We start from the raw sequence: 25,625 nt of genomic DNA, 5'->3' as shown, positions 1-25,625 counted from the left end.
CCGATGAACTGGGATCGATGCCGGATACAACAGGGCGCTTACTGAAGCTTCGCCTGGAGCGCGTTGACATCATCCGTGGTCATTTCGCCGTCGGTCGTCACCTTGCCGTCGACGATCTTCCACAGCCGGAACGGGCCCGTGATGTCACCATATTTGTCGAAGGCGACCGGACCGATGACGCCTTCGTAGCGGATCGGCTTGCCATCCTTGATCAGGCCGAGCGCCTTGGCGAACTCGTCCTTGCCGGCAAAGATCGGCGTGCCGGCCGGGTCGACGGCCTTGTACATCGCGTCCTTGATCTTGGCCGGATCCTCGGAGCCAGCGATGGCGATGGCCAGCCCGACGATGGCGCCGGCATCATAGGAGCGATCGGCCGCCGGGTTGGTCGGCTCGATGCCGGAAAATTCCTTGTAGTTCTTGGTGAAATACTCGGTCGATGCGGTCGGGCTGGTGCCAGAAGAGGTGCCATAGGCATCCTTCAGATAGTCGGCGCCGACGGATTCGATGAAGTCCGGGCTGTTCATGCCGTCATTGAGCAGGAATTTCTGCACGCCGCCCTGCGAAATCCAGGCGCGGGCGATGGTGGCGCCATCGACAGGCGTGCTGACGAGATAAAGCCCGTCCGGCTCGCCGGCCATGGCCGCGGTCACTTCCGACGCATAGCTCGACTGCTTTTCATTGTAGGGCGTGTCGGAGACGATGGTGCCGCCGAGCGCCTTATAGGCGCGCGAGAATTCCGCCACCATGTTGACGCCAAAGTCGTTGTTGACATGGATGACCGAGAGCTTCTTGAAACCCTTGTCGATGGCATATTTGGCGGCGGCGACGCCCTGCAGCGCATCCGAGGTGATGGTGCGGAAGAAGATGCCGTTGGTCTTGCCGTCACGGCCGAGCGCCGTCAGCGTCGGCGACGAGGAAGCCGGCGATACCTGGACGATCTTGGCCGGCGCTGTGACAGAGGTCAGGATCGGGATCGATACCGAGGAGATGATGCCGCCGATGATCACCGGCACCTTCTTGACCTGCACCAGTTGGGTCGCGGCGTCGACCGCAATGTTGCCCTGGCTCTGGCTGTCACGCGTGTCGGTGGCGAGATCGCAGCCGCGCACGCCGCCGGCTGCATTGATGTCGCGGAAGGCCATTTCGACTGACTTGGCGCCGGCCTGGCCGTATTCGCCGGCCGGACCGGTCAGTTCCATGACGAGGCCGACAGTGATCTTGCAATCGGCGGCTTGCGCAGCACCGGCTGCCGTCAGCAGAGCCAGCGCGGTGGTGATTTGAAGTATCGTCTTTGTCATTGTTGTTCCCCTTTCGTTAAACGACTCTCATTCACGTCTTGAGCCTGTTCAGCCTTCCGGCACCTGCAGCCAGGTTTCATGCAGATGTCGCCATTCAACGCCGTTGGGCGCCAATGAACTGGTGGTGAAAACGGCACTCGAGCGACGGCGACTGTGCTTGCCGGCGCGTTGCTGTGCTTCGATGTAGCTGACGACGATCGTGTCGCCGGTCTGCCAGCCTGGCCGGATATCCTCGATCGAGATGGCAAAGCCGTCGTCACAGGTGGCGCGGCTTTCCCGGACATGACCCACGACTGCGTCACGATCGAGGACCTGGCCGCTCGGTGCGATCATGCTGAAACCTTCGCCCATCACACGCTCGAAGCGGCCGAAATCCACTCTGTTCGCGCGCGCCTCGACGAACCAGTCGACGAAGAAGCGGTGGAGATCGACGACCTCGGCGCTCGCACGCGAAAACAGGGAGGGCTTTGCGCTCATATCCGGCCCGCGTTCAGATTGTAGTGCATGATCGAACCATGGCGGCCGTGACGGTCACGCTCCAGCGTGTAGACATCGCCAAGGGGGCCGCGGCTTTGCGCGATGACGGCGGCGATCCGCGCGCGGTCCTCGGCATCGAGCGCGACGTCCATGATCCTGGCATTGGCAAGGGCGTGCGCCTGGTTGCGGGCGCCGACGATGACGGCCGCCACTTGCGGCTGCTCCAGCACCCAGGCACTGGCGATGGTGGCGATGTCGACGCCGTGGCGGTCGCCGACCGCCTTCAGCGCTCTGAGCAACTCCTGGAAAAGCTCCCAGCCGCCGAAATCGTCGATGATCAGCTTGTATTTGACCAGCGACCGGTTTTCGAGCGGCGTCCGCGGCTCTGCGACATCAAGCCATTTGTTGCTGAGGAAGCCGCCTGCCACCGAACCATAGCAGAGGAAGCTGATGCCGTTCTGTTCGGCCAGCGCTGCAAGGCTGTTCGCCGGCCGCTGGTCGAGCACGGAATATTGCAGCTGCTGGCTGACCAGCGGCACGCCGGCCGCCAGAATCTCGGCCAAATGCTGTGTGTCGAAATTGGTGGTGCCGACATTGCGCACCTTGCCTTCCAGGCGAAGCTCGTTGAGCCAGCCCATCGCATCGACATAGCGGGGCAGCGCATAATCCCACCAGTGGAACTGCACGAGATCGAGCCGCTCGGTCTTCAGCCGCCGCAGCGACTGGTCGACGATGCCTCTGACATAGTCGCGGCTGATGTTGGAAAGCCGTTCGAGGTCGGGCACCAGCTTGGTATGCACCTTCATCCTGGCGGCGGCGTCGAGACCGCGCTCGTTGGCCAGCCGCAGCCGCGCCGCACCGATCAGTTCCTCGACGCCGGTATAGATATCGGCGCAATCATAGGTCCTGATGCCGGCGTCGAAGGTGGCGATCAGGTCGGTCACCGCCTGTTCGCGGTCGATGGCGCCATGTCCGCCGGCCAGCTGCCAGCCGCCGCGAATGACGCGCGAGATCGTATAGCCGGGGCTGAGTTCGAAAGTCTTGGCGGTCATGTCTCGTTCTGCTCCTTCGGCAGCGGCACCGCCGTGGTCTCGGCATGGCTGAACCGCCGCTTGCCGGTCCTGACGATCCGCAGGCGACTGGCGCAATTGGGATCGGGACAGGCGATCTCGGCGTCCGATGTCATCCAGTCGTTCCTGTGTGTCGGGCGCTGCTTGGCCGCCAGCAGCGGCAACACCGCCGCAATCGAGTAGATCGAAAAACCTTGCCCCGCTGGCATCGACAGCATCTCGCCCTTGAGCTCGAAATAGTCACCCGCCTTGGCGCCACAATAGATCGGCTTGCCCTCGGGGATGACCGCCTCGACACGAAGGTCGAAGAGTTCGAAACTGTCGTCGCTCTCAGCCATTCAGATCTCCACCCGGGTGAAGGTGATTTCGCAGGCGCCGTTGCGGCGGATCACGCCACAGGCTGCGGCGAACCGGTCGCGCTCCTCAGGCACCACCTGAGCGACCACGCTGCCGGCGAGCCAGCCGATCGGGAACAGCAGGCGCGCGCCAGGCCCGTAGTAGAGGCCGATGTCGAAGATCGCATTGGGATTGCCGCCCCACATGCGCGGCGGCACATAGGACAGGACGATATCGCCCGGCTGCGGCGTCAGCGTGGCGTTCTCCGCCGGCAGTGGTTTGGCATAGGCCTGGCCATCCAGATGTGCTGATGGAACCGGGCAGGAAATCTCAGGCCCGGTCCACATCGCATGGATGCCGGCAACGACGCGCGGCTGATCGAGATAGGCCAGCAGGAATGCAGCGTTGTCGGGCGCTTTTTCCGGCAACAGCAGCGCCGTCACGGACAGGTTCGAGCGCGGCTCGGTGATCCCTATGGCAGGCTTGGTCATATCGGGTCTTTCGCCGATTGGAGCTTGTCGCGCAGGAAGGCGAAGGGCCGGCTGATGTCGGCCACCAGCGCCTCACGCGCGGCTTGGGCATCCTGCTTGGCCAACGCTGCAACGATGCTGCGGTGGTAGTGGGCGGTATCGACCTCGCCGGCATCGGAAAACGCGTAGATGGCGACACGGATGCAGGGTCCGGATTGCAGCCAGAGGCTCTCGATCATCGGGATCAGCACGGCGGATCCGCAGCAGCGGTAGATCTCGAAATGGAAGCTCTGGTTGAGCGTCGCCTCGCGGTCGATGTCCTTCTTGTGCTTCAGCGCCCGCATCTCGTCCCATTCGGCAAGCATGGCTTCGACCGAAGCGATCTGGCGCGGGTTCATGCGCGTGGCGGCAAGCGCGATCGCTTCGCCCTCGATGAGGGAGCGGGCGCGCAGGAGATCATCGATACGCTCCAGCGTGATCGGCGGCACGCGCACGGAGCGGTTGGGAAGCGCCTCCAGCGCCTTTTCGGTAATCAGCCGTCCGAGTGCCTCACGCACCGGCATGGTGCTGGTGACCAGCGCATCGGCGAGGCCACGGATGGTCAGAACCTGGCTCGGCTCGAAAAGGCCGCCGATCAACGCCCGGCGCAGCTCCGAATAGACGCGATCCTGCACGGTCTCGCGGCCGACCGGCGTAAGCTGGGCTGCAATCACCTCATTGTTCTTTTCGATAGCAGCCTTCTGCATGACATTCCCGGTCGTCGCCGTTTGGCCTGTTTTCGGCTTGCGGAAGAAATTAAAGCCGAATAGCGTGATCAAAGCAAGTGTGATCACAAATCAAAAATCAGAAAGCGGCGACGATCGCTTTCGGCCAGAGGGATTGATGAGCGACACGACCGAACGGCAAGGGGAGATCGGCGCGCCGGTTCTGACGGCCAGGAATGTCGTCATACGCTTCGGCGGCCTCGTCGCGGTCAACAATGTCTCGTTCGACGTCCGGCCAGGAGAGATCCTCGGCCTCATCGGCCCGAACGGCGCCGGCAAGACGACGATGTTCGATCTGCTGGCCGGCAGCATCCTGCCTTCCAGCGGCGAGATCTTTCTCAACGGCACCTTGGTCTCGGGCGAAGCCGCGCACCGCCGCATCGGCCGCGGCCTCGGCCGCACCTTCCAGATTCCACGTCCGCTGCCCAATCTGACCCTGATCGAGAACGTCATGCTGGCCGCGCAGGGGCAGGCCGGAGAAAGACTGCTCGCCAATTTTCTGACGCCCTGGCGAGTCGCCGCCGAGGAGCGAGCTGCCCAGACGAGAGCCATCGAATTGCTCGAGCTGGTCGCGCTTGCCCACCTTGCGCATGAACCGGCGCGCGTGCTTTCCGGCGGCCAGCGCAAGCTGCTCGAACTCGCCCGGGTCATGATGGCCGATCCGGCGATCATCCTGCTCGATGAGCCGGCGGCCGGCGTCAACGCGACGCTGCTCGAAGTCATCATCGACCGCATCCGCGACATCAACGCGCGCGGCATCACCTTCCTGCTGATCGAGCACAATATCGACATGGTGACGCGGCTCTGCCACCGCGTGCTGGTCATGGCGAGCGGACAGCTCTTGTGCGAAGGCACCGCCGACCAGGTGGCGCGCGATCCGCGCGTCATCGAGGCCTATCTCGGAGGCGCGGCATGAGCCAGGCCGTTCTCGATGTCCGCGACCTCGAAGCCGGCTATGAGCCCGGCGTGCCGATCGTGCGCGGCGCCTCGATCATCGTCAACAAGGGCGAGATCGTTGTCGTGCTCGGCCCTAATGGGGCCGGCAAGTCGAGCCTGATCAAGGCCATCGCCGGGCTGGTGCCGATCACCCGCGGTACGGTGCTGCTGGACGGCAAGGACATCACCGCCGCACCCGCCCACACCATGGTCCGGCTCGGCCTTGCCTTCGTGCCGCAGACAGAAAACATCTTCCCGCTGATGTCGGTCGAGGACAATCTCAGGGTTGCCTGCGGCATCCTGAAACCGCGCGAGACCCCTGCCCGCATCGAGGAAATGTATGCGGCCTTCCCCGATCTCGCTCGCCAGCGCAAGACCGTTGCCGGAAATTTGTCGGGCGGCCAGCGGCAGATGCTGGCGGTGGCCCGGGCCTTGATCGTCCATCCCAAGGTGCTGGTGCTTGACGAACCCTCGGCCGGCCTGTCGCCGAAATTCGTGTCGACGGTGTTCGAGATGCTGGCCGGCATCCGCAAATCCGGCGTCACCATCCTGCTGGTCGAACAGAACGCCAGGGCCGCGCTTGCCATCGGCGATCGCGCCTATGTGCTTGTCGAGGGCAAGGACCGGCATGAGGGCGTCGCCTCCGAGCTCTGGAACGATCCGGTCGTCGCCGAACTCTATCTTGGCCAGCGCCGCCTCGATTCTGAAAGCAAAGGAAGCGCGGCATGAACCTGCAATTTGTCATCGACGGACTGCTGGCGGGTTCGATGATCGGCCTCGGCGCCATCGGCGTGACACTCACCTATTCGATCCTGCGCTTCTCGAACTTCGCCCATGGCGACTTCATGGCCTGGGGCGCCTATGCGACGCTCGCCGTCGTCGGCGCCATCGGCGCGATGTTCGGCAAGATCGCGCCGATCGCTCCGCTCTCCTTCGGCTGGCCGCTGATCGCCGCGCTCATCATCGGCATGGCGATCACCGGCCTGCTGGCGCTGCTGCTCGACCTGGTGCTGTTCGCGCGGCTGCGGGCCAAGGGTCAGGCGATCATCGTGGTGATGGCGAGCTTCGGCGCCTCGATGGCGCTGAGGAGCCTGCTCGAATTCGTCTTCACCTCGCGCCCGACCTATTTCAGCCGGGCGATCCAGATCGCCATGCCGGTCGGCTTCGGCATTCGCGTCACTCCCGACCAGATCGCCTTGCTGCTGCTGACCGCCGTTCTCGTGCTCGGCGTGCATTTTTTGATGACACGCACCCAGACCGGCCGCTCCATGCAGGCATTGAGCCAGAACGCGGCACTGGCCCGCATTGTCGGCATCGACGTCGCCAAGGTGGTGCGCGTCACCTGGATCATCGGCGGGGCGCTGGCCTGCGTCGCCGGCGTCATGATCGGCATTCTCATCCAGATCCGCCCGTTCATGGGGTTCGACATGCTGCTGCCGATGTTCGCGGCCGCCATCCTCGGCGGCATCGGCAGCGTGCCTGGCGCCGTTCTCGGCGGCTTGATCATTGGTCTCGCCGAAGCCGGCGCGGTGCAGCTGATCGGCGCCGAATGGCGCGCCGCCGTCTCCTTCATCATCCTGATGGCGGTGCTGTTCGTGCGGCCTATCGGCCTTTTCGGAGTGAGGGAACGCTGATGGATCTGCTCGGCTATGGCGCTTTCTTTCTGACCACCGCGCTGATCTTTTCGCTCGTCACGCTCGGGCTCAATCTCCAATGGGGGCTGACCGGGCTCTTCAATGTCGGGCTCGCCGGCTTCGTCGCCATCGGCGCCTACACCTCGGCGCTGCTGACCACGCCCGACGATGCCGCGCGCCTCGGCGGCTTCGGTCTGCCAATCCTTGTCGGCTGGCTCGGTGCCATGCTGGTGGGCGGTATCGCCGCCGCCATCACCGGCATCGCCACGCTGCGCCTGAGATCGGATTATCTGGCGATCACCACCTTCGGCGTCGCCGTCGTGGTACAACTGGTGGCGCTCAACGCCCAGAAGCTGACCGGCGGCCCGTTCGGCATCGGCTTCATTCCGCGTCCCTTCGGCGGCCTTGCCGAAACGCCATTGCTGTTCAACCTGTCGAACCTTGCCGTCGTCTCAGTGGTGACGCTGATCGCCTATCTCGCGCTGGAGCATCTGTCGCGCAGCCCGTGGGGGCGCGTGCTGAAGGCGCTTCGCGAGGATGAGCGAGCCGCGATATCCCTAGGCAAGAGCGCGCGTTTCTATCGCGTCCAGGCCTTTGCCGTCGGCGGCGCCATCATGGCGCTGGCCGGCGCGCTGCAGGCGCATTTCACCGGCTTCATCGCCCCGGACAATTATCTGCCGATCCTGACCTTCCAGGTCTGGGTGATGCTGATCGTCGGTGGTTCGGGCAGCAACATCGGCGCGGTCGTCGGCAGTGTGCTGGTCTGGGCGATATGGGCCGGATCGGGGACCTTGACCAGCGTCCTGTTCCCGCCCGAACAGCAGGCGCGCGCCGCCGCCCTGCAGATCGTCGCCATCGGCGTGATGCTCTGCATCATCCTCCTGGTCAGGCCGAACGGCCTCTTCGGCGACAGGCCGCGGCGTGCAAGGTTCGGCAAGGGGGCGAAAGTGGTTCCGGACGAGAGTGGAACAGGGTCATGAACAAAGGGAGCCGGCAGGAATCCCTCTGGCACGCGGTCGGCCGCAATCGCCGCGACCGGCCCGCCCTCGAGGGGGCACTCGATGTCGATCTCGCCATTATCGGCGGCGGATTTTCGGGCCTTTCAACCGCGCTACACACCGCCGAAAAAGGCCGCTCGGTCGCCGTTCTCGAAGCGGAAATCATCGCCTGGGGCGCAACCGGCAGGAATGCCGGCTTCGTGGTGCCGAATTTCGCAAAAAGGGACCCAGACGACATCCTTGCCCAGCTCGGGCCGGAACGCGGCGAACGCCTGGTCGATTTCGCGACCGGCAGTGCCGATCTCGTCTTCGGCCTGATCAAGCGGCATGGCATCGAATGCGATGCAGTCCAGAATGGATGGATACAACCAGCCCATTCGCAGGCCGCATTGGAGAAGACCAGGTCGCGCGCCGAACAATGGGCAAAGCGCGGAAAACCGACTGTTGCACTGGACAGGCAGGCGATCGAGGAGCTGACCGGCGTGCGCGGCTATCCCGGCGGCTGGGTGGACCGGTCGGGCGGCGTCCTCAATCCGGTGGAATATGCGCGCGGGCTCGCCGATGCAGCGGAAAAGGCCGGCGCGCGCATTTTCGAGCAGACGCGCGTCACATCGATCGATCGCATTGGGGATGGCTGGGTCTTGAGGACGGCATCGGGTTCGGTGCGTGCTGAAAAGGTCCTTATTGCCACCAACGCCTATGGCGGACCGCTGTTTCAGACGCTGCAGCGAACCTACTTCCCGCTGAAGATCTTCCAGATCGCGACGGCGCCGCTGCCGCGCGAAATACGCACCCGCCTGCTTCCCGGCGGGCAAGGTGTCGGCGACACCAGGCGCAATCTTTTCACCTTCCGCTTCGATGCCGAAAACAGGTTGATCACCGGTGGCATGCATATTGTTGACCCCGGCGCCGACACACGCGTGCCGCGGGCGATCTGGCGACGACTGGCAAAACATCTCGATCTCCCGCAAATCCCGCCGCTTGAATTTAGCTGGTCGGGAATGGCTGCCGTCGAGCCCGATTTCCTGCCGCGCCTCGTCGATCTCGGGCCTGGCCTAATCGCCGGCTTTGCTTGCAACGGGCGCGGCATCGCCATGACCACGGCCATGGGCAAGGTGCTCGCGGATTGGGCTGGTGGAGCGAAGCCCCGGGATTTGCCGCTGCCTTTTGGGCCGCCGTCGCCGATCCCGTTCCACGGCCTGATGCGGCATGCGCCAAACATGCTGCTCCCCCTAAGCATGCTGCGCGACCGACTGGATGCGGCAGGTTAGTCGGCGCTTCGTCGGCTGCCACCGTCTCAACCAAGCTCCAGGGTGGTTATCGCAAAGACCCCTGACTGCACGAGCTGCGGCGCTTTTCCCCGGTACATTCGAGCCGTTTCGAAACCCGGCTGCAGGCCCACCGACGACAGCCACGCTGCAAAATCCCCGCTGGTTTCGGGAACGTCGAGATGGATATTTTCGGGGCCGCAGAGACTGGCAAGTGCTGAAAAGAGATGAGTTGCCGCATCCAGCCGATCGGCATAGAGCGGGCCGATCTTGCAGCCGTCCCGGCACCGGCGCGCGACGCCATATCCTTCGATCGCGCCGTCGCTAACGATCGCAAGCGCCATGTGCGGCGGGCGCAGCCAGTGCTCCAGGAACGACCGTCTCGGTCCGGGAAAGAACCGGCGGTCATAGGCCACTATATCCGGCTCCGGCCCTATGGCGCGAATGCCACTGCCGGTATCCGCCATGCCATCGAGCGGCCCGTTGAACCGTATCGTCCGGTAGAGCGGCGCAAAACCCATGCTGCGGTAGTTGGCTTGCTGTTCGACAACGCCGTCCAGACCGATCGTGCGGTTGCCAAGCCGCGCCATGCCGGCGTCCCAGACCGCCTTGCCATGGCCCTCGCCACGCCTGTCAGGGCGACAGATATAGAGGCCGATGAAGCCGAAATCGTCGCCATAGGCGACCGCGGAAATGCCGGCCACCATCTCGCCATCGACGAAGGCGCCGATGAAACCTTCGGGATCCGCCGCCTGGAAAATTCTGGCATCGCCGAGACCGGGGTTCCAGCCTTCGGCTGCCGCCCAGTCGACAAGGGTTTCCACTTCATCAAGCGCGAGCGTTCGGATCGTTCGGGGCATTAGGATTCACTCGGCGGCGAGAGTACCGGGGGCGAAGGATTTCAATGCGCCACGATAGGGCTTTGCGATTGGGTTTGCATAGGCGCCACGCTTGGATGTCGACAGGCCAAGCGCGATCAGCGCCTCGGCCTGCTTGACCGCGGCGCCGACGCCGTCGATGACCGGAACGCCGAACTCCCGCTGCAGCTCGGCCGCAAGATCGGCCATGCCGGCGCAGCCGAGCACGATGGCTTCGGCGCGATCCTCCTCGATGGCGCGCGCGATCTCGCCCCGCAGCTTCAGAAGCGCATCCGATGCCGGGTCTTCGAGAGCAAGAACCGGAATGTCGGCGGCGCGCACGCGTGCCCGCCCCGCCATGCCATAGCGTTGCACAAGCCCTTCGACCGGCACGCGCGAGCGTTCGGTCGTGGTGACGACAGTGAGACGCTGGGCAATAAACGAAGCCATGCTGAGCGCAGCCTCGCAAATGCCGATAACCGGGATGTTGGCCATGGCACGCGCGGCATCGAGGCCGGTGTCGTCGAAACAGGCGATGATCGCGGCCTGCACGCCTGCGCGCTCGCCGGCGGCGATCTCGACCAGCAGGCCTGGCACGGCAAGCGCCTCGTCATAATAGCCTTCGATCGAAACCGGCCCCATCGACGAGGTGACGGCGACGATCTCCGTCCAGGCCCCGGCGACCGAGCGCGCAGCGGCGTCGATGGTTTCGGTCATGCTGGCCGTGGTGTTCGGATTGACAACGAGGATCTGCACGATGGCTCCGCTCACGCACGCGCCCGGCGGCGGCCGACATAGACGATGGCGCCGAGCGTCAGCAGTATCACCAGAAAGGAAAACACGGTCGTCACGGTGCCCAGCGCATAGAGCACCGGCGTCGTCACATTCGTCGTCATGCCGTAGATTTCCAGCGGCAGCGTGTTGAAGGTGCCCGATGTCATCAGTGTGCGGGCGAACTCGTCATAGGACAGGGTGAAGCCGAACAGACCGACGCCGATCAGGCTGGGCGCGATCATTGGCAGGACGACATGGGCGAAGGTCTGCCAGGATGACGCTCCGAGATCCCGCGCCGCTTCCTCATAGGCCGGCGAGAATCGGTTGAAGACGGCAAACATGATCAGCACGCCGAAGGGCAAGGTCCAGGTCAGATGCGCGCCGAAGGCGGACGTGTACCAGGCGGGGCGGAAGCCGATCTGCTGGAAGACGACGCCGATGCCGAGACTGATGATGATCGACGGCACGACGAGGCTGGCGACGGCGAGATAGAACAGTGCCGTTGCGCCGCGAAATTTTTGGCGGAAGGCCAGACCGGCGAGCAGCGACACTGCGACTGTGACGACCATCACCATCAGGCCGAGCAAAAAGGAGCGTTTGAAACTGCCGCCGAAATCGCCGACCGCCTGGCGCTCGAACAGATTGGCGAACCAGTGCAGCGAGACGCCGTTCAGCGGAAAGGTCAGCCCGCCGTTCTCACCTTGGAAGGAGAGGATCAGGATCGCCGAAAGCGGGCCGTAGAGAAACAGCACGAAAAGGGCGAAGAAGACCGCCAGCACGTAGAATTCGAGTGTGCGCTTTTCGTGGCTCACGTCACAGCTCCTTGCGGATGTCGACGATGCGCAGGATGCCGGCGACCATCAACAGCACCAGTGCCAGGAGCACGACCGCGTTGGCGGCCGCCGCCGGATATTGCAGCAGCGACATCTGGTTCTTCATCATCAATGCGACCGAGGCACTCTGCCCGCCCGACATCACCTGCACCGTCGAGAAGTCGGCCATCACCAGCGTGACGACGAAGATGGTGCCGATCGCCATGCCGGGCTTGGCGAGCGGGATGATGACGTTCCACAGGACCTGCCAACCGGAAGCGCCGGCGTCGCGAGCCGCCTCGATCAGCGACCTGTCGATGCGCATCAGCGTGTTGAAGATCGGCGTCACCATGAACAGCGTGTAGAGATGCACCATGGCGAGCACCACGGCGAACTCCGAATAGAGCAGCCATTCGATCGGTTTCGGGATCAGTCCGAGCTGAACCAATGTCGAGTTGACCAGGCCGTTGCGGCCAAGCACCGGAATCCACGAGATCATGCGGATGATGTTGGAGGTCAGGAACGGCACCGTGCAGACAAGAAACAGCACCATCTGCATGGCCGTGGTCCTGATATGGAATGCAAGGAAATAGGCGACCCAGAAGCCAATGAATAGCGTCAGCGCCCAGACGATCGCCGCGTATTTCAGCGTGTTCAGATAGGTCTTCCAGGTCACCCAGGAACCCAGCACGTCGGAATAATTGGTGGTCAGGAAATCCGGGTACATCGCCGCGAAATCGTAGTCCCAGAAGCTGACCACGGCGATCATCAGGATCGGCAGCAAAAGGAAGGCGCCAAGGATCAGCGCCAGTGGCGTCGCCTGCAGATAGGGCGCGATGGCGCCGAGAGAGAGACGGCGGCGTCTGGCGGGTTTTGCAGCAGTGACGGTTGCAGGCTGGTTGAGAGCCACGGTCATCTGGAACAGCCCTGGCGTGTCGCGGAGGGCCGACAATCTGGCAAGTTGTGATCCTTCGCGCCCCCCTCTGTCCTGCCGGACATCTCCCCCTCAAGGGGGGAGATTGGCAGCTCCGCCGATGGGTCTCCCATAACAGCGTTGGCAATTGGCGAAAGCAGAGATGACAGCGCAATCTCCCCCCTTGAGGGGGAGATGTCCGGCAGGACAGAGGGGGGCGCGAAGGAATGCAACATCTTAGCTATCGCCTGCTTTGCATCACGCCGCGATGAATTCGTTCCAGCGCTTCACCATGTAGCGGTCCTCGTCCATGACCGAGTTCCAGCAGGCGACCTTGCCCATGCGCTCGACGAAGGAGCCGCCGTCACGCACGGCGCCCGCCTTCTCCATGACCTTGCCGTCCGGCGCCAGTATGTCGCCCTTTGCCGGCTTGCCGTCGACCCAATAGCCCCATTCGTCCTCGGACATGAACTGCTTGGCCGTATCCATGGCGGCCGAGTAGTAGCCTTGGCGGTTGAGGTAGGCGCCGACCCAGCCGGACAGGTACCAGTCGATATATTCATAAGCGGCGTCGAGCTGGGCGCCCTCGAGATGCGCTGCCAGGCCAAGACCGCCACCCCACGAGCGATAGCCTTCCTTGAGCGGCTGGTATTTGCAGGCGATGCCCTTGGAGCGCACCGCCGCGACCGCCGGAGACCACATCGATTGAATGACCACTTCGCCTGACGCCATCAGGTTGACGCTTTCGTCGAACGATTTCCAGAACGCGCGGAACTGGCCGTCCTGCTTGGCCTTGATCAGGAAGTCGATCGTCTTGTCGATCTCCTCCTTGGTCATGTTGCCCTTGTCGGCATATTTGATGTTGCCCATGGCTTCCATGATCATCGCCGCATCCATGATGCCGATCGACGGGATGTTGAGGATGGCGGCCTTGCCCTTGAAGGCCGGATCCATGATGTCGGCCCAGGTGGTGATGTCGCGGCCGACGAGGTCGGGGCGGATGCCGAGCGTGTCGGCATTGTAGATGGTCGGAACCATCGTCATCCACTGGGTCGGTTCCTTGGCGAAGGTTTTGGAGTTCTGCGCCTCGACGAAGCCGACAGTGTGCGGCGCGGTGCCTTGGGCGATCACGCTGTCGGGCGTCAGCTTGCCGGTGATGAAAAGCGGTACGATCTTGTCGTAATATTTCAGCTTCTTGACATCCATCGGCTGCATCACGCCGGACGGATACACCTTCTTGGCGATCCAGTATTCGATGTCGGCGATGTCGTAGCTGTCGGGCTGCGTCACCGCGCGCTGGGCGGCGGCGTCGGAATCGGTCGCCGTCATCTCCAGCGTGATGCCGAGATCGGCCTTGCACTTGTCGGCGATGGCGTTGAGGTTGGACACGCCGGTGCCGAACTGGCGCAATGTGATGTTGGACTGCGCCCAGATGGTCGGAAAGCCTGATATGGCGCCCGAGCCGGCGGCAAAACCGACGGCGGCAGCACCTGTCTTGAGCAGCGAGCGGCGGGAAATTCCCGGCTTCTTGTCGGTGGTGTTGGTCATGGTCAGTTCCCCTGTTCTGGTTTGGTTGTCTTGGTTCAGGAATCGAGGCGGCCGAGGACGATCGCGTCCTCGGCATCCCAGGCGATCGGCACCGCGTCGCCGACGGCAACTGGCTTGGCGAAGAAGCTGGTGTCGTCGACGATCACCGTGAAATCCTCGATGCCGGCGCCATTGACCGAGAGCTTCACGGTCGAGCCGCGGTACTCGATGTTGGAAACGATGCCGGTGAAGCCCAGGCCCACGGCCGGCGCCTCGCCGATGCGCACATGGTCGGTACGGATGGCGATATCGATCGGCTCGCCGATCGCCCTGCCCTGCCCGCTGGCCGCAAGCGAGACGCCGCCTGGAACGTCGAAAACAACCATGCCGTCGCGGCTGCCGGTGACGCGGCCGGAGACGACGTTGTGGTCGCCCATGAAGCGGGCGACGAATGCGGTGGCCGGCCGCTCGAAGACAATGCGCGGATGCGCCGCCTGCTCGATGCGGCCGTCATTCATCACCACGATCAGGTCGGCGAGCGCCATGGCCTCCTCCTGGCTGTGGGTGACATGGACGAAGGTGATACCGAGCGACGTCTGCAGCTTCTTCAACTCGGCCCGCATGCGGATCTTCAGGAACGGATCGAGTGCCGACAGCGGTTCGTCGAGCAGCAGCGCCTCGGGGTCGGTGATAAGCGCGCGGGCGAGCGCGACGCGCTGCTGCTGTCCGCCCGAAAGCTGCGCCGGGCGGCGGCTGGCATAGGCTTCCATCTGCATCAGCTTCAGCATGTCGAGCGCCTTGGCGCGGCGCTCCTCCTTGCCGACACCCTTCATCTTGAGACTGAACGCAACATTGTCGATCAGGTCGAGATGCGGAAACAGCGCGTAGGACTGGAACATCATGGCGGTACCGCGCTTGGCCGGCGGCAGATCGGTGACCACAATGTTGCCCAGCCGCACATCGCCGCTGGATATGCTCTCGTGCCCGGCGATCATGCGCAGTGTCGAGGTCTTGCCGCAGCCGGACGGGCCGAGCAGGCAGCAATAGGTTCCCGCGGGGATTTTCAGGCTGATGTCTTCGACGGCAGTCGTTGCGCCATAGATTTTCGAAACGGACACGATGTCGATTTCGGCGGCTTTGGACATCAGGCTTCCCCTTTGGTCGAGATAACTAAAGCATCATACGTGCCAGTCGCGTGGCGTCGCCCCAAGCGATTGAATCCTTGAGAAAATCATCCTCGCAGTCGGATGCCTGGCGAAACGGCATGTTTGTGCAATGCACAAATTATGGGCGATTGTTTTCTATCCTCGCAAAAATCGTATGCAATATTTTCTCACCTCGTATCCACTTTAGCTCTCGTCCAAACGATCCGATTCAGGATAGAAAGGCGTAAGGATCCGCCGTGATGAACATAGCCGACCAGACTTTCCCTGCTGTCGACAGCGCCAATGAGGATCGCGCCCAAGCGATCCGCGACCAGTTGCGCGACGCGATCGTCGACCGTCGGTTGGCGCCAGGAACCAAGCTGTCCGAAGGCGAGGTCGGCACCCTGTTCGATGTCAGCCGCACCGTGGCGCGCGCGGCGTTGCAGATGCTGTCCTTCGAAGGATTGGTGCGAACAGAGCGCAATCGCGGCGCCTTCGTCGCCAATCCGTCGCCGGAGGAGGCGCGCCAAGTCTTCGCCTCACGCCGGCTCATCGAACCCGGCATCGCCATCGCTGCCGCTGGGCGCATGACATTGGCGCATGTCGTTGCATTCAAGACCCAGCTCGAGGAAGAGGGCCGCTTCATTGCCGAACGCGGACCGAGCGCGAGACGATCGGAGATCAAGGCCTCAGGTGATTTTCACCTGCTTCTGGCGTCGGTGGCGGGAAACGTGATCCTCCAGCGCTTCATGGAGGAACTGGTGGCGCGTTCGTCGCTGGTGATCGCGCTTTATGGCCGCTCCGGCGTCTCCAGTTGCGGCCATAGCGAGCATATGAAAATTCTGGAAGCGCTTGAAAACGGCAACTCCGAACGGGCCAGCGCCCTGATGCTGCATCACATCGATCATATCGAGGCTGACCTCGATCTCCGCGTCAGGAGTGGCCCGGCACTCAGGCAGGCCCTCGAGTTCTGAGCGCCTGCCGACCGGCGGGGCGTGGAGACTGCCCTGTCAAAGCCGCTCTGCCCGGATTTTCAGGATCTGGTACAGCATGTCGCGAACGCGCCACAGCCTCATCAACCATTTCCGGCTCATCTGCTTTCCAGTCCTGTTTGCCGCCTACCTGCGTTGATCGCCCTGCTCAGAAAGTTTGTGCCGCCATGGCCATTCCAACCAGCGAGGTGGCGATGCCTGCGGTGCGGACCGGCAGCGGCCAACGAGCCAGCTTGAGGACGGACACCACGCCGATCGCGTGCAGCATCGAGGTGCCGAGCATGAAACCCGCGGCGTAAGCAACGCCGCTGGCGCTCCAGGGCATCTCGAGGCCATGGGCGTTGCCATGGAAGAGGCCGAACAGGGCCGCCAGCGTCGCGGCGGCGGCAAGCGGCAGAGGCCTGGCAAGGCCGACCATGGCGCCGAAGACCACCAGCGACAGCGCGATGCCGGTTTCAAGGGAAGGCAGGCCGAGGCCGGTCATGCCGAGCAAGGCGCCGGCGACCATGGCCGAGACAAAAAACAGCGGCACACGGACAACGCTGCGCCCGCCGGTGCGAGCCCCAATCATGCCGACCGCGACCATGGCGAGCAGATGGTCCATGCCGAAGAGCGGATGTTCGAGACCAGCGAAAAAGCCGTGAACGTGTGGGCCGCCGCTATGGGCAGACGCCAGCGACGGCGTAAGGGCGGCGAGAGTTGAAAGGGTGCCAAGTCTTGCAAATGTTTTCATGATTGTACCTGTTCGATGAGAATGACTGGTTCGGCTTCTGGTTTCAGCCCTCGGGGACGGCGAATTGCGAAGCGGCGGAACGGTCCGCAAGGGCGCGCGCCGCGGCGAAGCCGAGTGGCTTTTGCTCGGTGCCATCGTGATAGATGAAGGCGAGGCGGCGGCGGTGCGACGTCAGGCGCGCCGGCAACGGGTGATAGGCAACGCCGGTACCGCCGACGAGCGGCATGACCGCGCCGACGTCGACCAGATCCTCGGTCTCGACGCGAAGCAGATGAAGCCGCACGCCGTCCGCCATCTCGCCGACAAACGGTATGCCGGCCAGTCGCAGGAAGCTGGACGGGTCCGGCGCCCGCGCAAAGCCTTCGAGGAAGGCGGTTTCGACAAGATCGAGGTCGACCGTCGCTGGATCAACCGGCGGCTCGTGCGCCTGGTCGGGCGGCAGATGCGGCGTCTGCCACTGCAGCGGCTTGCCCGCAGGTCCGTTGTGGCCGAGAGGATGATGGTCGTGATGGCCATCCGGCCCATGATGATGGTAGCCATGGTCATGACTGTGGTGATGATGATCGTCGTGCATGGTCAAAAACTCACCGGCTTGTCGATGATGGATTTGTGCTTGCCGAGATTGCCGTGGGCGACCATCGAGCCGAGCGCCTCGACGACGACCCGCACGCCGAACAGCGCCGTGATGTCCGACGTGTCGTAGGGCGGCGAAACCTCGACCACCTCCAGTCCGCAAATGCCGGGTGCCGTCACCAGTCCAAGCAGCTTGAGCGCCTCGCGCGGCAGGAACCCGCCCGGCTCCGGCCAGCCCGTGCCGGGCACGAAACCGCAATCGAGGCTGTCGACGTCGAAGGAGATATAGACGGCGTCGGTGTCTTTCCATGCGAGTTCGAGCGCGATTTCCGCCGCCTTCTCGAGACCCATCTGCTCGATGTCGGCAATGGTCAGCACGTTGGTGCCGCGCTTCCTCGCCTCGGCGACGCCGTAGCGGGGAACCTGCCAGCCGCCGATGCCGAGCTGCACGAGATTGGTCGCCGAGACATTCGGCAGGTTGGTCGCCCAATACCAGGGCGTGGTGTGCATGCGCTCGTCGAGATCCTTTTCCTGGATATCTATATGGCGGTCGAAATGGATGATGCCGATGCGCTTGGAGGTCACCTCGGCGATGCCGCGCACGCAAGGAAAGCCTATCGAATGGTCGCCGCCCAGCATGATCGGCAGCGCGCCCGACGAGGCGACATGGCTGACGCCCTTGGTGATCTGGTCGAAGCTCTTTTCGAGGTTGGCGGGAATGGTGAAGACGTCGCCGGCGTCGCACAGCGTCATCTGCTCGCGCAGGTCGACGCCGAGCTCGTAGTTGTACGGCGTGTAGAGCGCCGAGATGCGGCGAATGCCTTGCGGCCCGAAGCGGGTTCCCGGCCGGTAGGTAGTGCCGCTGTCGAAAGGGATGCCCATGACGGCGGCATCATATTTGCCGACATCGCGGACGTTCTCGACATAGGGCGCCTTGAGAAAGGTGTTGATGCCGGCGAAATGCGGCAACTCCCCGCGTGCGAATGTCGGGATCGACTTGTCGACGATCGACTCCGATCCCGGCAGGCCCATGTCGAGCGCCCATTGCTGCTCCTTGCGCCAGCCGCTTTCCGGCAGCTTTCCTTCGGCCTCGATCGACTTCCAGCCCTGCGTGCCGCGGGCGTCGAAATCCGGGTGGTGGAAGCGTTCCCTGGCCTCCCGGGCGACGAGCCCTGCCCGGCGGTGGCTGCGTTCGGGGATATTTCTGGACATTCAAACTCTCCGTTGCGACGCCGTCGTCGCGATCGCGCTATCCGGCCGGGCCGTCCCGACCATCGCGGCCACCTTGGCCACTTCCTGGGAAGAAGCCCGGTTCTTGCGGTCGAGCTTCAGATCGTAGGTAATCGTCGCGCCATAGGCGGACGGGAACTGCGGGTCGTGGCGCACCTTGTCGAAGACCAGCACGCGGGTGCCGAGCTTGAAGGCCTCGCCGATGTCGTGGGTGACCATCACCACCGTCATGCCGTGCTCGGTCCAGAGCTCGGTCAGCAGTTCGTGCATCTCGACGCGAATGCCGGGATCGAGCGCACCGAACGGCTCGTCGAGAAGCAGTATCTGCGGCCGGCCGAGCAAGGTCTGCGCAATCGCCAGCCGCTGCTGCATGCCGCCCGAGAGCGAGGCGGGATAGAGGTCGCGCGCATGGGCAAGGCCAACCCTCTCCAGCATGACTTCGGCCTCTTGCCTGGCGTTTCTGCGCCTGGCGCCGAAGACGCGGCCAAACGGCCCGCCCGAGCGAAAGTCCTCGACCAGCAGCAGGTTCTGGATGGCGGTCAGATGCGGAAACACCGAATAGCGCTGAAAGACGATGCCGCGCTGCGGCGTCGGCTCGGGCACGATCGGGCCGTCGCCGATGACAACCACACCGCCGCTCTGCTGCTCCTGGCCGAGCAGGATGCGCAGGAACGTCGATTTTCCGCAGCCGCTGGCGCCGACCAGCGACAGGAATTCGCCGGCCTCGGCGGTGACGTTGACCCGCTCGAGCACACGGGCATCGCCGTAGCTTTTTTCCAACCCGTGAACGACGATGCGGCTCATTTGGCCTCCACCGGATGCGCCCAAGGCGAAACCGCCTGGGAAAGCCGCACCAGCAGCCAGTCGGTGATGACGGCAAGCAGTGTGATCCAGGCGACGTAGGGCAGGATGACGTCCATCGACAAATAGCGGCGGACGAGGAAGATGCGGTAGCCCAGTCCTTCGGTCGAGGCGATGGCTTCGGCGGCGATCAGGAACAACCAGGCCGGTCCGAGCGCCAGCCGCACGCAGGTGATGAGGCGCGGCATGACCTGCGGCAGCACCAGCCGCAAAACCATGGTCCAGCTGTTGCCGCCAAGCGTTTGCGCCTTGGCCACCAGTTCGGTCGGCAACTCCATCACCCGGTTGGCGATGTCGCGCACCATCACCGGCGCGACGCCGATGGCGATCAGCGTGATCTTGGCTGTTTCGCCAAGGCCAAGCGCGATGAACAGGATCGGCAGCAGCGCCAGTGGTGGGATGACGCAGACGACGGTGACGAAAGGCAGCAGGAAGGCCCGCACCCGTGGGATGAAGCCGATGGCGATGCCAAGCGAAAGCGCGACGAACGTAGCCACGCCCACGCCCGCGAACAGCCTGACAAGACTGGCATAGGTATCGACCCACAGGATGAGGTCGCCGGAACGCTTATCCGGCACCGTCGCCAGGTCAAGGAAGGCCGACCACATCTGTGCCGGCGAAGGCAGCAGTTTGTCGCTGGGATTGACCGCCAATCTTTGCGCCGAAGCGATCAGATAGGCGATCGCCACGAACAGGAACGGCAGGCCGCCGAGGAACAAGGCGCCGCCGCGCGAGACCTTCGCATTGATCAGGCGAAGGCGCACCTTCGGCCTTGGCGGGGAAGGGCGCGTGCCCTCCCCGTCCGCCTCGGAGACTGCATTCATGGCGCTCATTCCCTCGACCAGCATATCGCGCCTGCGTCAGGGCGTTGCGGTTGCAGCCTCGGCCATGAAGGCTGGATCGAAACGCAGCTTGACGTTCTTGGCGTCGCCCAGCGTGGAACCGTCGGGAAAGCTCATGCCGACCACGTCGACACTCACCGCATTGGTGCCGAGGATGCCGTGGCTGAACAGGAAGTTGCGGACAAGATCCATCGTCTTCGGCAATTCTGTGCCGATGGTGAACTCGACCGCCTTGGCGGGATCGAAGAACATCGCTGTCGAGGCGAGCTGCGCGTCGAAGCCGGCGAGGTCCGTGCCGGACGCCTTGGCCATCTCTTCCTTGGCTGCCTTGCCTTCCGGCGTGTCCGAGGTCATCAGGTCCATCGCTTCGTACCACGCGCCGACAAGCGCCTTGCCCAGCGCAGGATTGTCCTTCAGCGTCTCGGTGTTGACGACCATCATGTCGATGATCTCGCCGGGAATCTGCGAGGAATCGAAAACCTTGTGCGCACCCGGCATGGCGACGATCTCGGAAACCAGCGGATTCCAGGTGACGACGGAGGTGACGTCGCTGGTGCCATAGGCGGCGACCATGTCGGCGTCGGACGTGTTGACGACGGTGATGTCCTTCTCGGCGAGCTTGACCGTGTCCAGCGCCCGCGCCAGCAGGTAGTGCGAGACGGAGAGCTCGACGAGATTGACCTTCTGGCCGGCAATGTCGGCCAGTGCGGCCTTGTCCTTGAGGATCACGGCATCGTTGCCGTTGGAGAAGTCGCCGATGATCACGGCGGTGGTATCGACGCCGCCGCCAGCGGGGATCGACAGCGCATCCATGTTGGTCATCGAGCAGCCGTCAAAGCCGCCGGCGGTGTACTGGTTGATGCTTTCGACATAGTCGTTGATGCGGGTGATCTCGACATTGATGCCGTATTTTTCGGCCCATTTCTTCATGATGCCGCTGTCGGAAAGATAGCCCCACGGCATCCAGCCGACATAGATCGACCAGCATATCTTGAAGTCTTTCTTGGGCGCCGCGTCGGCGGCGGAAATCGTGGGAAGGCTGAGTGATGCGGCTAGGATGATTGCGGCCAGCTTACGAAGCATTTGCGTACCCCTGTTCGCGATCCGGATGCGTCCGGACTTTTGTTGGGGTTCACGAGCGCGCATCCGGGAGAGGTTCGCGCCAGCAAACCCGTGCAGGGTTCTCCCGGGATTTTGGCCCGCCGTGTTCCGCCGGATGCCTCAGTGCACCCCTGGCGGTCGCATCTCTTGGACCAGCACCGCTCTGTCGCGGCCGGAACCCTAGACGCTCTGCACACCGTCAACGAAGCAAGGAGCATGCCAAAGCCGAATTGCACCAAAAGGCCGGCATTTGTGGACCTGTGCGGCTTCAAGCAGTCGCACGGATGACGCGAAAATCATCGCATCGCCGACGGATTGGGCAGTATTGGCCGGCAGCCGTAAGCGATCCGTAAGCGCCCGTGTTCGATGGTTGCGCCGTGGGCGGCGAGCGTCACCATGCGCGCAGGACCGCCGGAGGCGTCGCCATGCGAAAAGACCGTGCAGTGGCCCGAACTGATTTCGTCGGAACTCATCAGCCCCGGCGATGGTCCGTGCTGTCGGGTTTTTCTGCTCGCTGGAACATGCTGAGGGCAACGGCGATATTTCTCAGCCTGCTGCCGACCCCGGGGCTCGCTGGAGAGCGGACCCCCGGTTGGCGCCTGAGCGCCCGCATCGTCGCTGTCGGGCTGCCGGATGTGGCCGGCGTGCGCGAGGTGGGGCGCTTTCATGTCGGCGGACCTATACCGGGAAATCCAGAATTCCTTATGGCGACGCGCGAAGGGCGGGAGCTCGATCCGCTCAGGGTTCTGGTGGCCGTGGGCAGCAATTTCGGCGCACCGCCAGGCGATCCAGCACTTGAGGTCGGCGCGATCCTGTCCATCGATCCGCGGGGGGCCGTACCGGACAGCACCATCGTCGTTCCGGAAGACCTCACCGGCAACCGGGACAGCCGGGTCCAGCTCTATACCGCGCAGAGCGAACCATTTCTCAACAGGCATTACAATAGCGGCGCCCGAACAGCCCTTTTCGCAGCTGCATCCGGGCCGCGATACATTTCCATCAACAATGCCTTCGGCAGGCCCTGGATCGCGAACGCGCCGAACGGGATGGATGGCGAAGGCAGCGTCAGCGTTGTCGATCCAGACGGAGCCCCGCTTGCCAACGCGCCGAGCCGCGAGGCCGGCGGCGTGTTCTTTGGCCGGCTTACCGATCGTGAGCGCACGCCGAAAGCACAACCCAGCGGCTGGCTCGCCAAGCTCATGAACTACCGGACGAGTGGCCAGCTGACATCAGGCGGATTGCAGACCGGCGCGCTCGGAACCGCGTTTCTCGGTCCGTCACCGGACGGCAGCGGCTTTGCCGTGTTCGCCGCCGTCACGGCTGATGGCGGCGTGGTCCAGATCCATGTCCAGGACGGCGTCGACGGCCTGGCCGGCCCCGGCACGGTAAGCACCGGCCGGGGCATCGGCGACGATCCCGGCGTCATCGGCGTCGCCTTCAAGTGGAATCCGGACCGGGTCCTCTATGTCGCCGACCCCGGGCGCGACCGGCTGGTGCTGCTCGACCTCGATGACGACCGGCGGCATTTCACGGTCGCCCGGACCCGTACGATCGCGCTGCCGCAATTCGACCGTCCGGTCGACATCGCCCCGGCCATTCCCGAAATCGCCAATCCGCAATTCTCGAGCCACACGACGCTCGCCGGCGGCTCCGATCTCTTCGTCGCCAATCGCGGCGACGGCTCGCTGCTGCGGCTCAGCCAGGACGGCCGGCTTCTCGCCCGGGCGACGATCGAGATTCCCGGCCTCGGGCCTCTGGGACCCGATCGCCTCCGCGCGATCGCGACCTCGGCGGACGCACAGCGGATCTGGATAACAATAGGCGGCAAGCTTCCCGGATTTCCGGGTCGCGACGGCGCGCTCATCGAGATCCCCACCTTCGACGAGCACGGCGCATCGGTGACGACGCAACAGACGCAAAGCGCAACAGCCGACGCCGATCTCGCGGCGCGCGGCAAACAGCTGTTCCAGACCGATTTCACCCCGCAGACGGGTCTCGGTCCGTGGTTCAACGCAACGTCCTGCCTGGCCTGCCATCCCGGGCCTGGCGGCGCGAGCATCGATGAAAGCCATTTTGCGCGCCGGATAGCCCATATGGATCCGGGGTCCGGGCGCACGGCTGCGATCGATCATCCCAACAGCCCGGTCGCCAGGCGCTATGCGCTGGTCGACGGCAACTCGGCCGTGCCGGCGGCGATGCCGCGCCAGGCCAATGTGATCTCGCTGCGCATGCCGCCCGCTCTCTACGGTATCGCCAGGATCGACGAGATCCCCGACAGCGTCATCGAGGCACAGGCGGTGAGCAAGGGCGATGGCATCAAGGGCCGTGCGCATCATGTCGTCGACGCCAACGGGGCATCGCGGGTCGGCCGCTACGGCTGGAAGGCTGATATCGCCAACCTCGAAGAGATGGTGGCGGATGCTTTCGCCAGGGAACTCGGCGTCACCAGCGCGATCGCCACCGGCCTCGGGGCGCAGGCGCAGCCGGTCGAGCAGGATGCCGCGCAGATCGACGCGGTGGCTTCCTATCTGCGAATGCTCGGCCTGCCCGGGGAGGCCAAGCCATGAGCTTCGCCCTGACGCTCTCGGATGCGCCGGGAAAAGCGCGCCCGGTCTTGCCGGGCATCATCATTGCCGCCGCGCTCGCCCTTGCGGCCGGCTGGATCGCCGGTGGACTTGGCGAGCCACTGTCGCGCAATCCGGTGCTCGTCGCCATGCTCTTCGGCCTCCTGATCGGCAACAGTTTCGCCTGTCCGGACGCCTTGCGCCCGGGGCTCGACTTCACCAAGCGCTATCTGTTGCGGTTCGCCGTGGTGCTGGTCGGCTTCCGCATCACCACGCGGCTGTTCCTGGATCTCGGGTTCATGCCGCTCGCGGTGGCAGCCATCGAGCTGGTCCTGGTCCTGAGCCTGCTCTACGCCGTCGCGCGCAAGCTGTTCAGGCTCGACGCCGAGGTCGCGCTGCTTGTCGCTACCGGCAGCGCCGTCTGCGGCGCCGCGGCGATCCTTTCCATGGCCGCGCTGGTGCGCGCGCGCGACCAGAGCGCCGGCATCGCCATCGCCTTGATCACGCTGAGCGGCACGGTGGCATTGCTCGTCTATCCCGTCCTATTCCTGGGTGGTTGGCTGCCGCATCTCGACGACCGCCTCTATGGCGTGTTCGTCGGAGCGAGCATCTTCGAGCTGGCGCAGGTCTACGGCGCCTCCTTCGCCATCTCGGACGGGGCGCTGAACACCGCCACGCTGGTCAAGCTCAGCAAGGTGCTGATGCTCATCCCGCTGCTGCTCGCCGCCGGCCTGGTCCTTCGCGGCCGAAACAAGGGACAGGAGGCGGCGCCAATCCCGTTCCCGTGGTTCATCGCCGCGTTCGTTGGCGTCGTGCTCATCAATTCCGCGATCACCCTCGATCCGCAACTGCGCCGCGCGATCCTCGACGTCGACCAGTTCCTGTTCCTGATGGTGATGGTCGCGCTTGGGATCACCACACGCATCGGGCGGCTCGGGGAGGCCGGCGGCGCCTGGCGTCTGATTGGTGTCGGTTTTGTCGGGGTGGTTCTGTCGGCAGCGCTGGCCTATGGTGCGCTGATGCCCTTCTCGGCGGCCTTCCAGGCCGCAGCGCCTTCGTCGAGCGAAGGCGCGATGCTTGGCAGCCAGGGCGGAAGGCTCTTCGCCTCGACCGGTTGCGCCAAATGCCATGTGCCGGCGCTGGAGGGCGTCAAGGGCGAGGTCCGGCTCTACTCGGACCTGCTGCTGCACGACATGGGGCCGGCGCTCGACGACAAGATCGTCCAGGGCGACGCCATCGGCGCCGAATGGCGAACCGCACCACTCGTCGGCATACACCTTCGCGAACGCTATCTGCATGACGGCCGCGCCACCACGCTGCGTGACGCGGTTCTCGCCCATGGCGGGACTGCGCGGATCGTGCGCGACCGCTTCTTCGACCTTGGCGACGCCGACCGGCAGGCGATCCTCGATTTCGTGGCAAAGCTATGAATCGGCTGCCTCCCGCTGTT

At 64.2% G+C, this 25,625-nt stretch carries 26 protein-coding genes; 8 read left to right on the top strand and 18 right to left on the bottom strand.

Annotated elements, in window-relative coordinates; genetic code table 11:
* Positions 1-38: 38 nt before the first annotated feature.
* From OHD62_RS08610 to OHD62_RS08585, 6 genes are read right to left on the bottom strand one after another with little or no spacing between them, the layout of a single operon-like run.
* Positions 39-1,298 (bottom strand): ABC transporter substrate-binding protein, encoded by a 1,260-nt coding sequence (locus OHD62_RS08610; protein ID WP_263782072.1) that lies wholly within the window; start codon positions 1,296-1,298, stop codon positions 39-41.
* Between the two features lie 48 nt (positions 1,299-1,346).
* Positions 1,347-1,775, bottom strand: a complete 429-nt coding sequence (locus tag OHD62_RS08605) for a DUF4440 domain-containing protein (RefSeq protein ID WP_263782070.1) — start codon at positions 1,773-1,775, stop codon at positions 1,347-1,349.
* Positions 1,772-2,827 (bottom strand): aldo/keto reductase, encoded by a 1,056-nt coding sequence (locus OHD62_RS08600; RefSeq protein WP_263782069.1) that lies wholly within the window; start codon positions 2,825-2,827, stop codon positions 1,772-1,774. The genes OHD62_RS08605 and OHD62_RS08600 overlap by 4 nt, the downstream gene beginning before the upstream one ends.
* A complete protein-coding gene (locus OHD62_RS08595; RefSeq protein WP_263782068.1) occupies positions 2,824-3,183 on the bottom strand; it encodes a TIGR04076 family protein in 360 nt (119 codons plus the stop codon). The genes OHD62_RS08600 and OHD62_RS08595 overlap by 4 nt, the downstream gene beginning before the upstream one ends.
* Complete coding sequence (locus OHD62_RS08590; RefSeq protein ID WP_263782067.1) at positions 3,184-3,672, bottom strand: DUF3830 family protein; 489 nt, start codon at positions 3,670-3,672, stop codon at positions 3,184-3,186.
* Positions 3,669-4,397: a GntR family transcriptional regulator gene (locus tag OHD62_RS08585; protein ID WP_263782066.1), complete on the bottom strand. Its 729-nt coding sequence runs from the start codon at positions 4,395-4,397 to the stop codon at positions 3,669-3,671. Before OHD62_RS08585 ends, OHD62_RS08590 begins: the two co-directional genes overlap by 4 nt.
* Before the next feature lie 136 nt (positions 4,398-4,533).
* On the opposite strand from OHD62_RS08585, the gene OHD62_RS08580 reads away from it, so the two are divergent.
* Genes OHD62_RS08580 through OHD62_RS08560 form a run of 5 tightly spaced genes read left to right on the top strand, consistent with a single transcriptional unit; the run spans position 4,534 to position 9,254 of the window.
* Complete coding sequence (locus tag OHD62_RS08580; protein WP_263782065.1) at positions 4,534-5,331, top strand: ABC transporter ATP-binding protein; 798 nt, start codon at positions 4,534-4,536, stop codon at positions 5,329-5,331.
* Complete coding sequence (locus OHD62_RS08575; RefSeq protein WP_263782064.1) at positions 5,328-6,080, top strand: ABC transporter ATP-binding protein; 753 nt, start codon at positions 5,328-5,330, stop codon at positions 6,078-6,080. Before OHD62_RS08580 ends, OHD62_RS08575 begins: the two co-directional genes overlap by 4 nt.
* Positions 6,077-6,985, top strand: a complete 909-nt coding sequence (locus OHD62_RS08570; RefSeq protein ID WP_263782062.1) for a branched-chain amino acid ABC transporter permease — start codon at positions 6,077-6,079, stop codon at positions 6,983-6,985. Before OHD62_RS08575 ends, OHD62_RS08570 begins: the two co-directional genes overlap by 4 nt.
* Positions 6,982-7,965 (top strand): branched-chain amino acid ABC transporter permease, encoded by a 984-nt coding sequence (locus tag OHD62_RS08565; protein WP_263782334.1) that lies wholly within the window; start codon positions 6,982-6,984, stop codon positions 7,963-7,965. Before OHD62_RS08570 ends, OHD62_RS08565 begins: the two co-directional genes overlap by 4 nt.
* Positions 7,962-9,254 carry an NAD(P)/FAD-dependent oxidoreductase gene (locus OHD62_RS08560; RefSeq protein WP_263782061.1) on the top strand — a complete coding sequence of 431 codons (1,293 nt, stop codon included), beginning with the start codon at positions 7,962-7,964 and terminating at the stop codon, positions 9,252-9,254. The genes OHD62_RS08565 and OHD62_RS08560 overlap by 4 nt, the downstream gene beginning before the upstream one ends.
* Before the next feature lie 26 nt (positions 9,255-9,280).
* On the opposite strand, the gene OHD62_RS08555 is transcribed toward OHD62_RS08560, so the two are convergent.
* The 6 genes from OHD62_RS08555 to OHD62_RS08530 all read right to left on the bottom strand — a co-directional run bounded on the left by OHD62_RS08555 (position 9,281) and on the right by OHD62_RS08530 (position 15,279).
* Positions 9,281-10,111, bottom strand: coding sequence for a GNAT family N-acetyltransferase (locus tag OHD62_RS08555; protein WP_263782059.1), 831 nt, complete (start codon positions 10,109-10,111; stop codon positions 9,281-9,283).
* 6 nt (positions 10,112-10,117) lie between these two features.
* Entirely contained in the window at positions 10,118-10,864 is a 747-nt protein-coding gene (locus OHD62_RS08550; RefSeq protein ID WP_263782058.1) for an aspartate/glutamate racemase family protein, read from the bottom strand.
* Between the two features lie 11 nt (positions 10,865-10,875).
* Positions 10,876-11,694 carry an ABC transporter permease gene (locus tag OHD62_RS08545; protein ID WP_263782057.1) on the bottom strand — a complete coding sequence of 273 codons (819 nt, stop codon included), beginning with the start codon at positions 11,692-11,694 and terminating at the stop codon, positions 10,876-10,878.
* A 1-nt stretch (position 11,695) separates the two neighbouring features.
* Positions 11,696-12,610: an ABC transporter permease gene (locus OHD62_RS08540; RefSeq protein ID WP_263782056.1), complete on the bottom strand. Its 915-nt coding sequence runs from the start codon at positions 12,608-12,610 to the stop codon at positions 11,696-11,698.
* Between the two features lie 255 nt (positions 12,611-12,865).
* The gene (locus OHD62_RS08535; RefSeq protein WP_263782054.1) at positions 12,866-14,155 is read right to left on the bottom strand and encodes an ABC transporter substrate-binding protein; all 1,290 of its coding nucleotides are present in this window, start codon (positions 14,153-14,155) and stop codon (positions 12,866-12,868) included.
* Between the two features lie 35 nt (positions 14,156-14,190).
* Positions 14,191-15,279 carry an ABC transporter ATP-binding protein gene (locus OHD62_RS08530; protein WP_263782053.1) on the bottom strand — a complete coding sequence of 363 codons (1,089 nt, stop codon included), beginning with the start codon at positions 15,277-15,279 and terminating at the stop codon, positions 14,191-14,193.
* Positions 15,280-15,539: 260 nt separating this feature from the next.
* Here OHD62_RS08530 and OHD62_RS08525 point away from each other — a divergent pair, with 260 nt between their 5' ends.
* Positions 15,540-16,253 carry a GntR family transcriptional regulator gene (locus OHD62_RS08525; protein WP_263782052.1) on the top strand — a complete coding sequence of 238 codons (714 nt, stop codon included), beginning with the start codon at positions 15,540-15,542 and terminating at the stop codon, positions 16,251-16,253.
* 166 nt (positions 16,254-16,419) lie between these two features.
* On the opposite strand, the gene OHD62_RS08520 is transcribed toward OHD62_RS08525, so the two are convergent.
* The 6 genes from OHD62_RS08520 to OHD62_RS08495 are packed head-to-tail and all read right to left on the bottom strand — an operon-like array spanning position 16,420 to position 21,593.
* Complete coding sequence (locus OHD62_RS08520; RefSeq protein ID WP_263782051.1) at positions 16,420-17,004, bottom strand: HupE/UreJ family protein; 585 nt, start codon at positions 17,002-17,004, stop codon at positions 16,420-16,422.
* Positions 17,005-17,047: 43 nt separating this feature from the next.
* Positions 17,048-17,578 (bottom strand): hypothetical protein, encoded by a 531-nt coding sequence (locus OHD62_RS08515; RefSeq protein WP_263782050.1) that lies wholly within the window; start codon positions 17,576-17,578, stop codon positions 17,048-17,050.
* Positions 17,579-17,580: 2 nt separating this feature from the next.
* Positions 17,581-18,789, bottom strand: coding sequence for an agmatinase family protein (locus OHD62_RS08510; protein ID WP_263782049.1), 1,209 nt, complete (start codon positions 18,787-18,789; stop codon positions 17,581-17,583).
* Positions 18,790-19,611: an ATP-binding cassette domain-containing protein gene (locus OHD62_RS08505; protein WP_263782047.1), complete on the bottom strand. Its 822-nt coding sequence runs from the start codon at positions 19,609-19,611 to the stop codon at positions 18,790-18,792.
* Positions 19,608-20,492, bottom strand: coding sequence for an ABC transporter permease (locus tag OHD62_RS08500; protein WP_263782046.1), 885 nt, complete (start codon positions 20,490-20,492; stop codon positions 19,608-19,610). The genes OHD62_RS08505 and OHD62_RS08500 overlap by 4 nt, the downstream gene beginning before the upstream one ends.
* 36 nt (positions 20,493-20,528) lie before the next feature.
* On the bottom strand, positions 20,529-21,593 hold the full coding sequence (locus OHD62_RS08495; protein WP_263782045.1) for a putative urea ABC transporter substrate-binding protein: 1,065 nt from the start codon (positions 21,591-21,593) through the stop codon (positions 20,529-20,531).
* 443 nt (positions 21,594-22,036) lie between these two features.
* Between OHD62_RS08495 and OHD62_RS08490 the strand changes: the two genes are divergently transcribed.
* Positions 22,037-24,178: a di-heme oxidoredictase family protein gene (locus OHD62_RS08490; RefSeq protein WP_263782044.1), complete on the top strand. Its 2,142-nt coding sequence runs from the start codon at positions 22,037-22,039 to the stop codon at positions 24,176-24,178.
* Positions 24,175-25,605, top strand: a complete 1,431-nt coding sequence (locus OHD62_RS08485) for a putative sulfate exporter family transporter (protein ID WP_263782043.1) — start codon at positions 24,175-24,177, stop codon at positions 25,603-25,605. Before OHD62_RS08490 ends, OHD62_RS08485 begins: the two co-directional genes overlap by 4 nt.
* The last annotated feature ends 20 nt before the right edge of the window (positions 25,606-25,625 follow it).

The sequence above is a fragment of the Mesorhizobium sp. YC-39 genome, assembly GCF_025753795.1.
In the GTDB taxonomy this organism is placed as follows: domain Bacteria; phylum Pseudomonadota; class Alphaproteobacteria; order Rhizobiales; family Rhizobiaceae; genus Mesorhizobium.
Note: the sequence above shows the minus strand (reverse complement) of the source record. Positions and strands in the feature narration are given on the sequence as shown.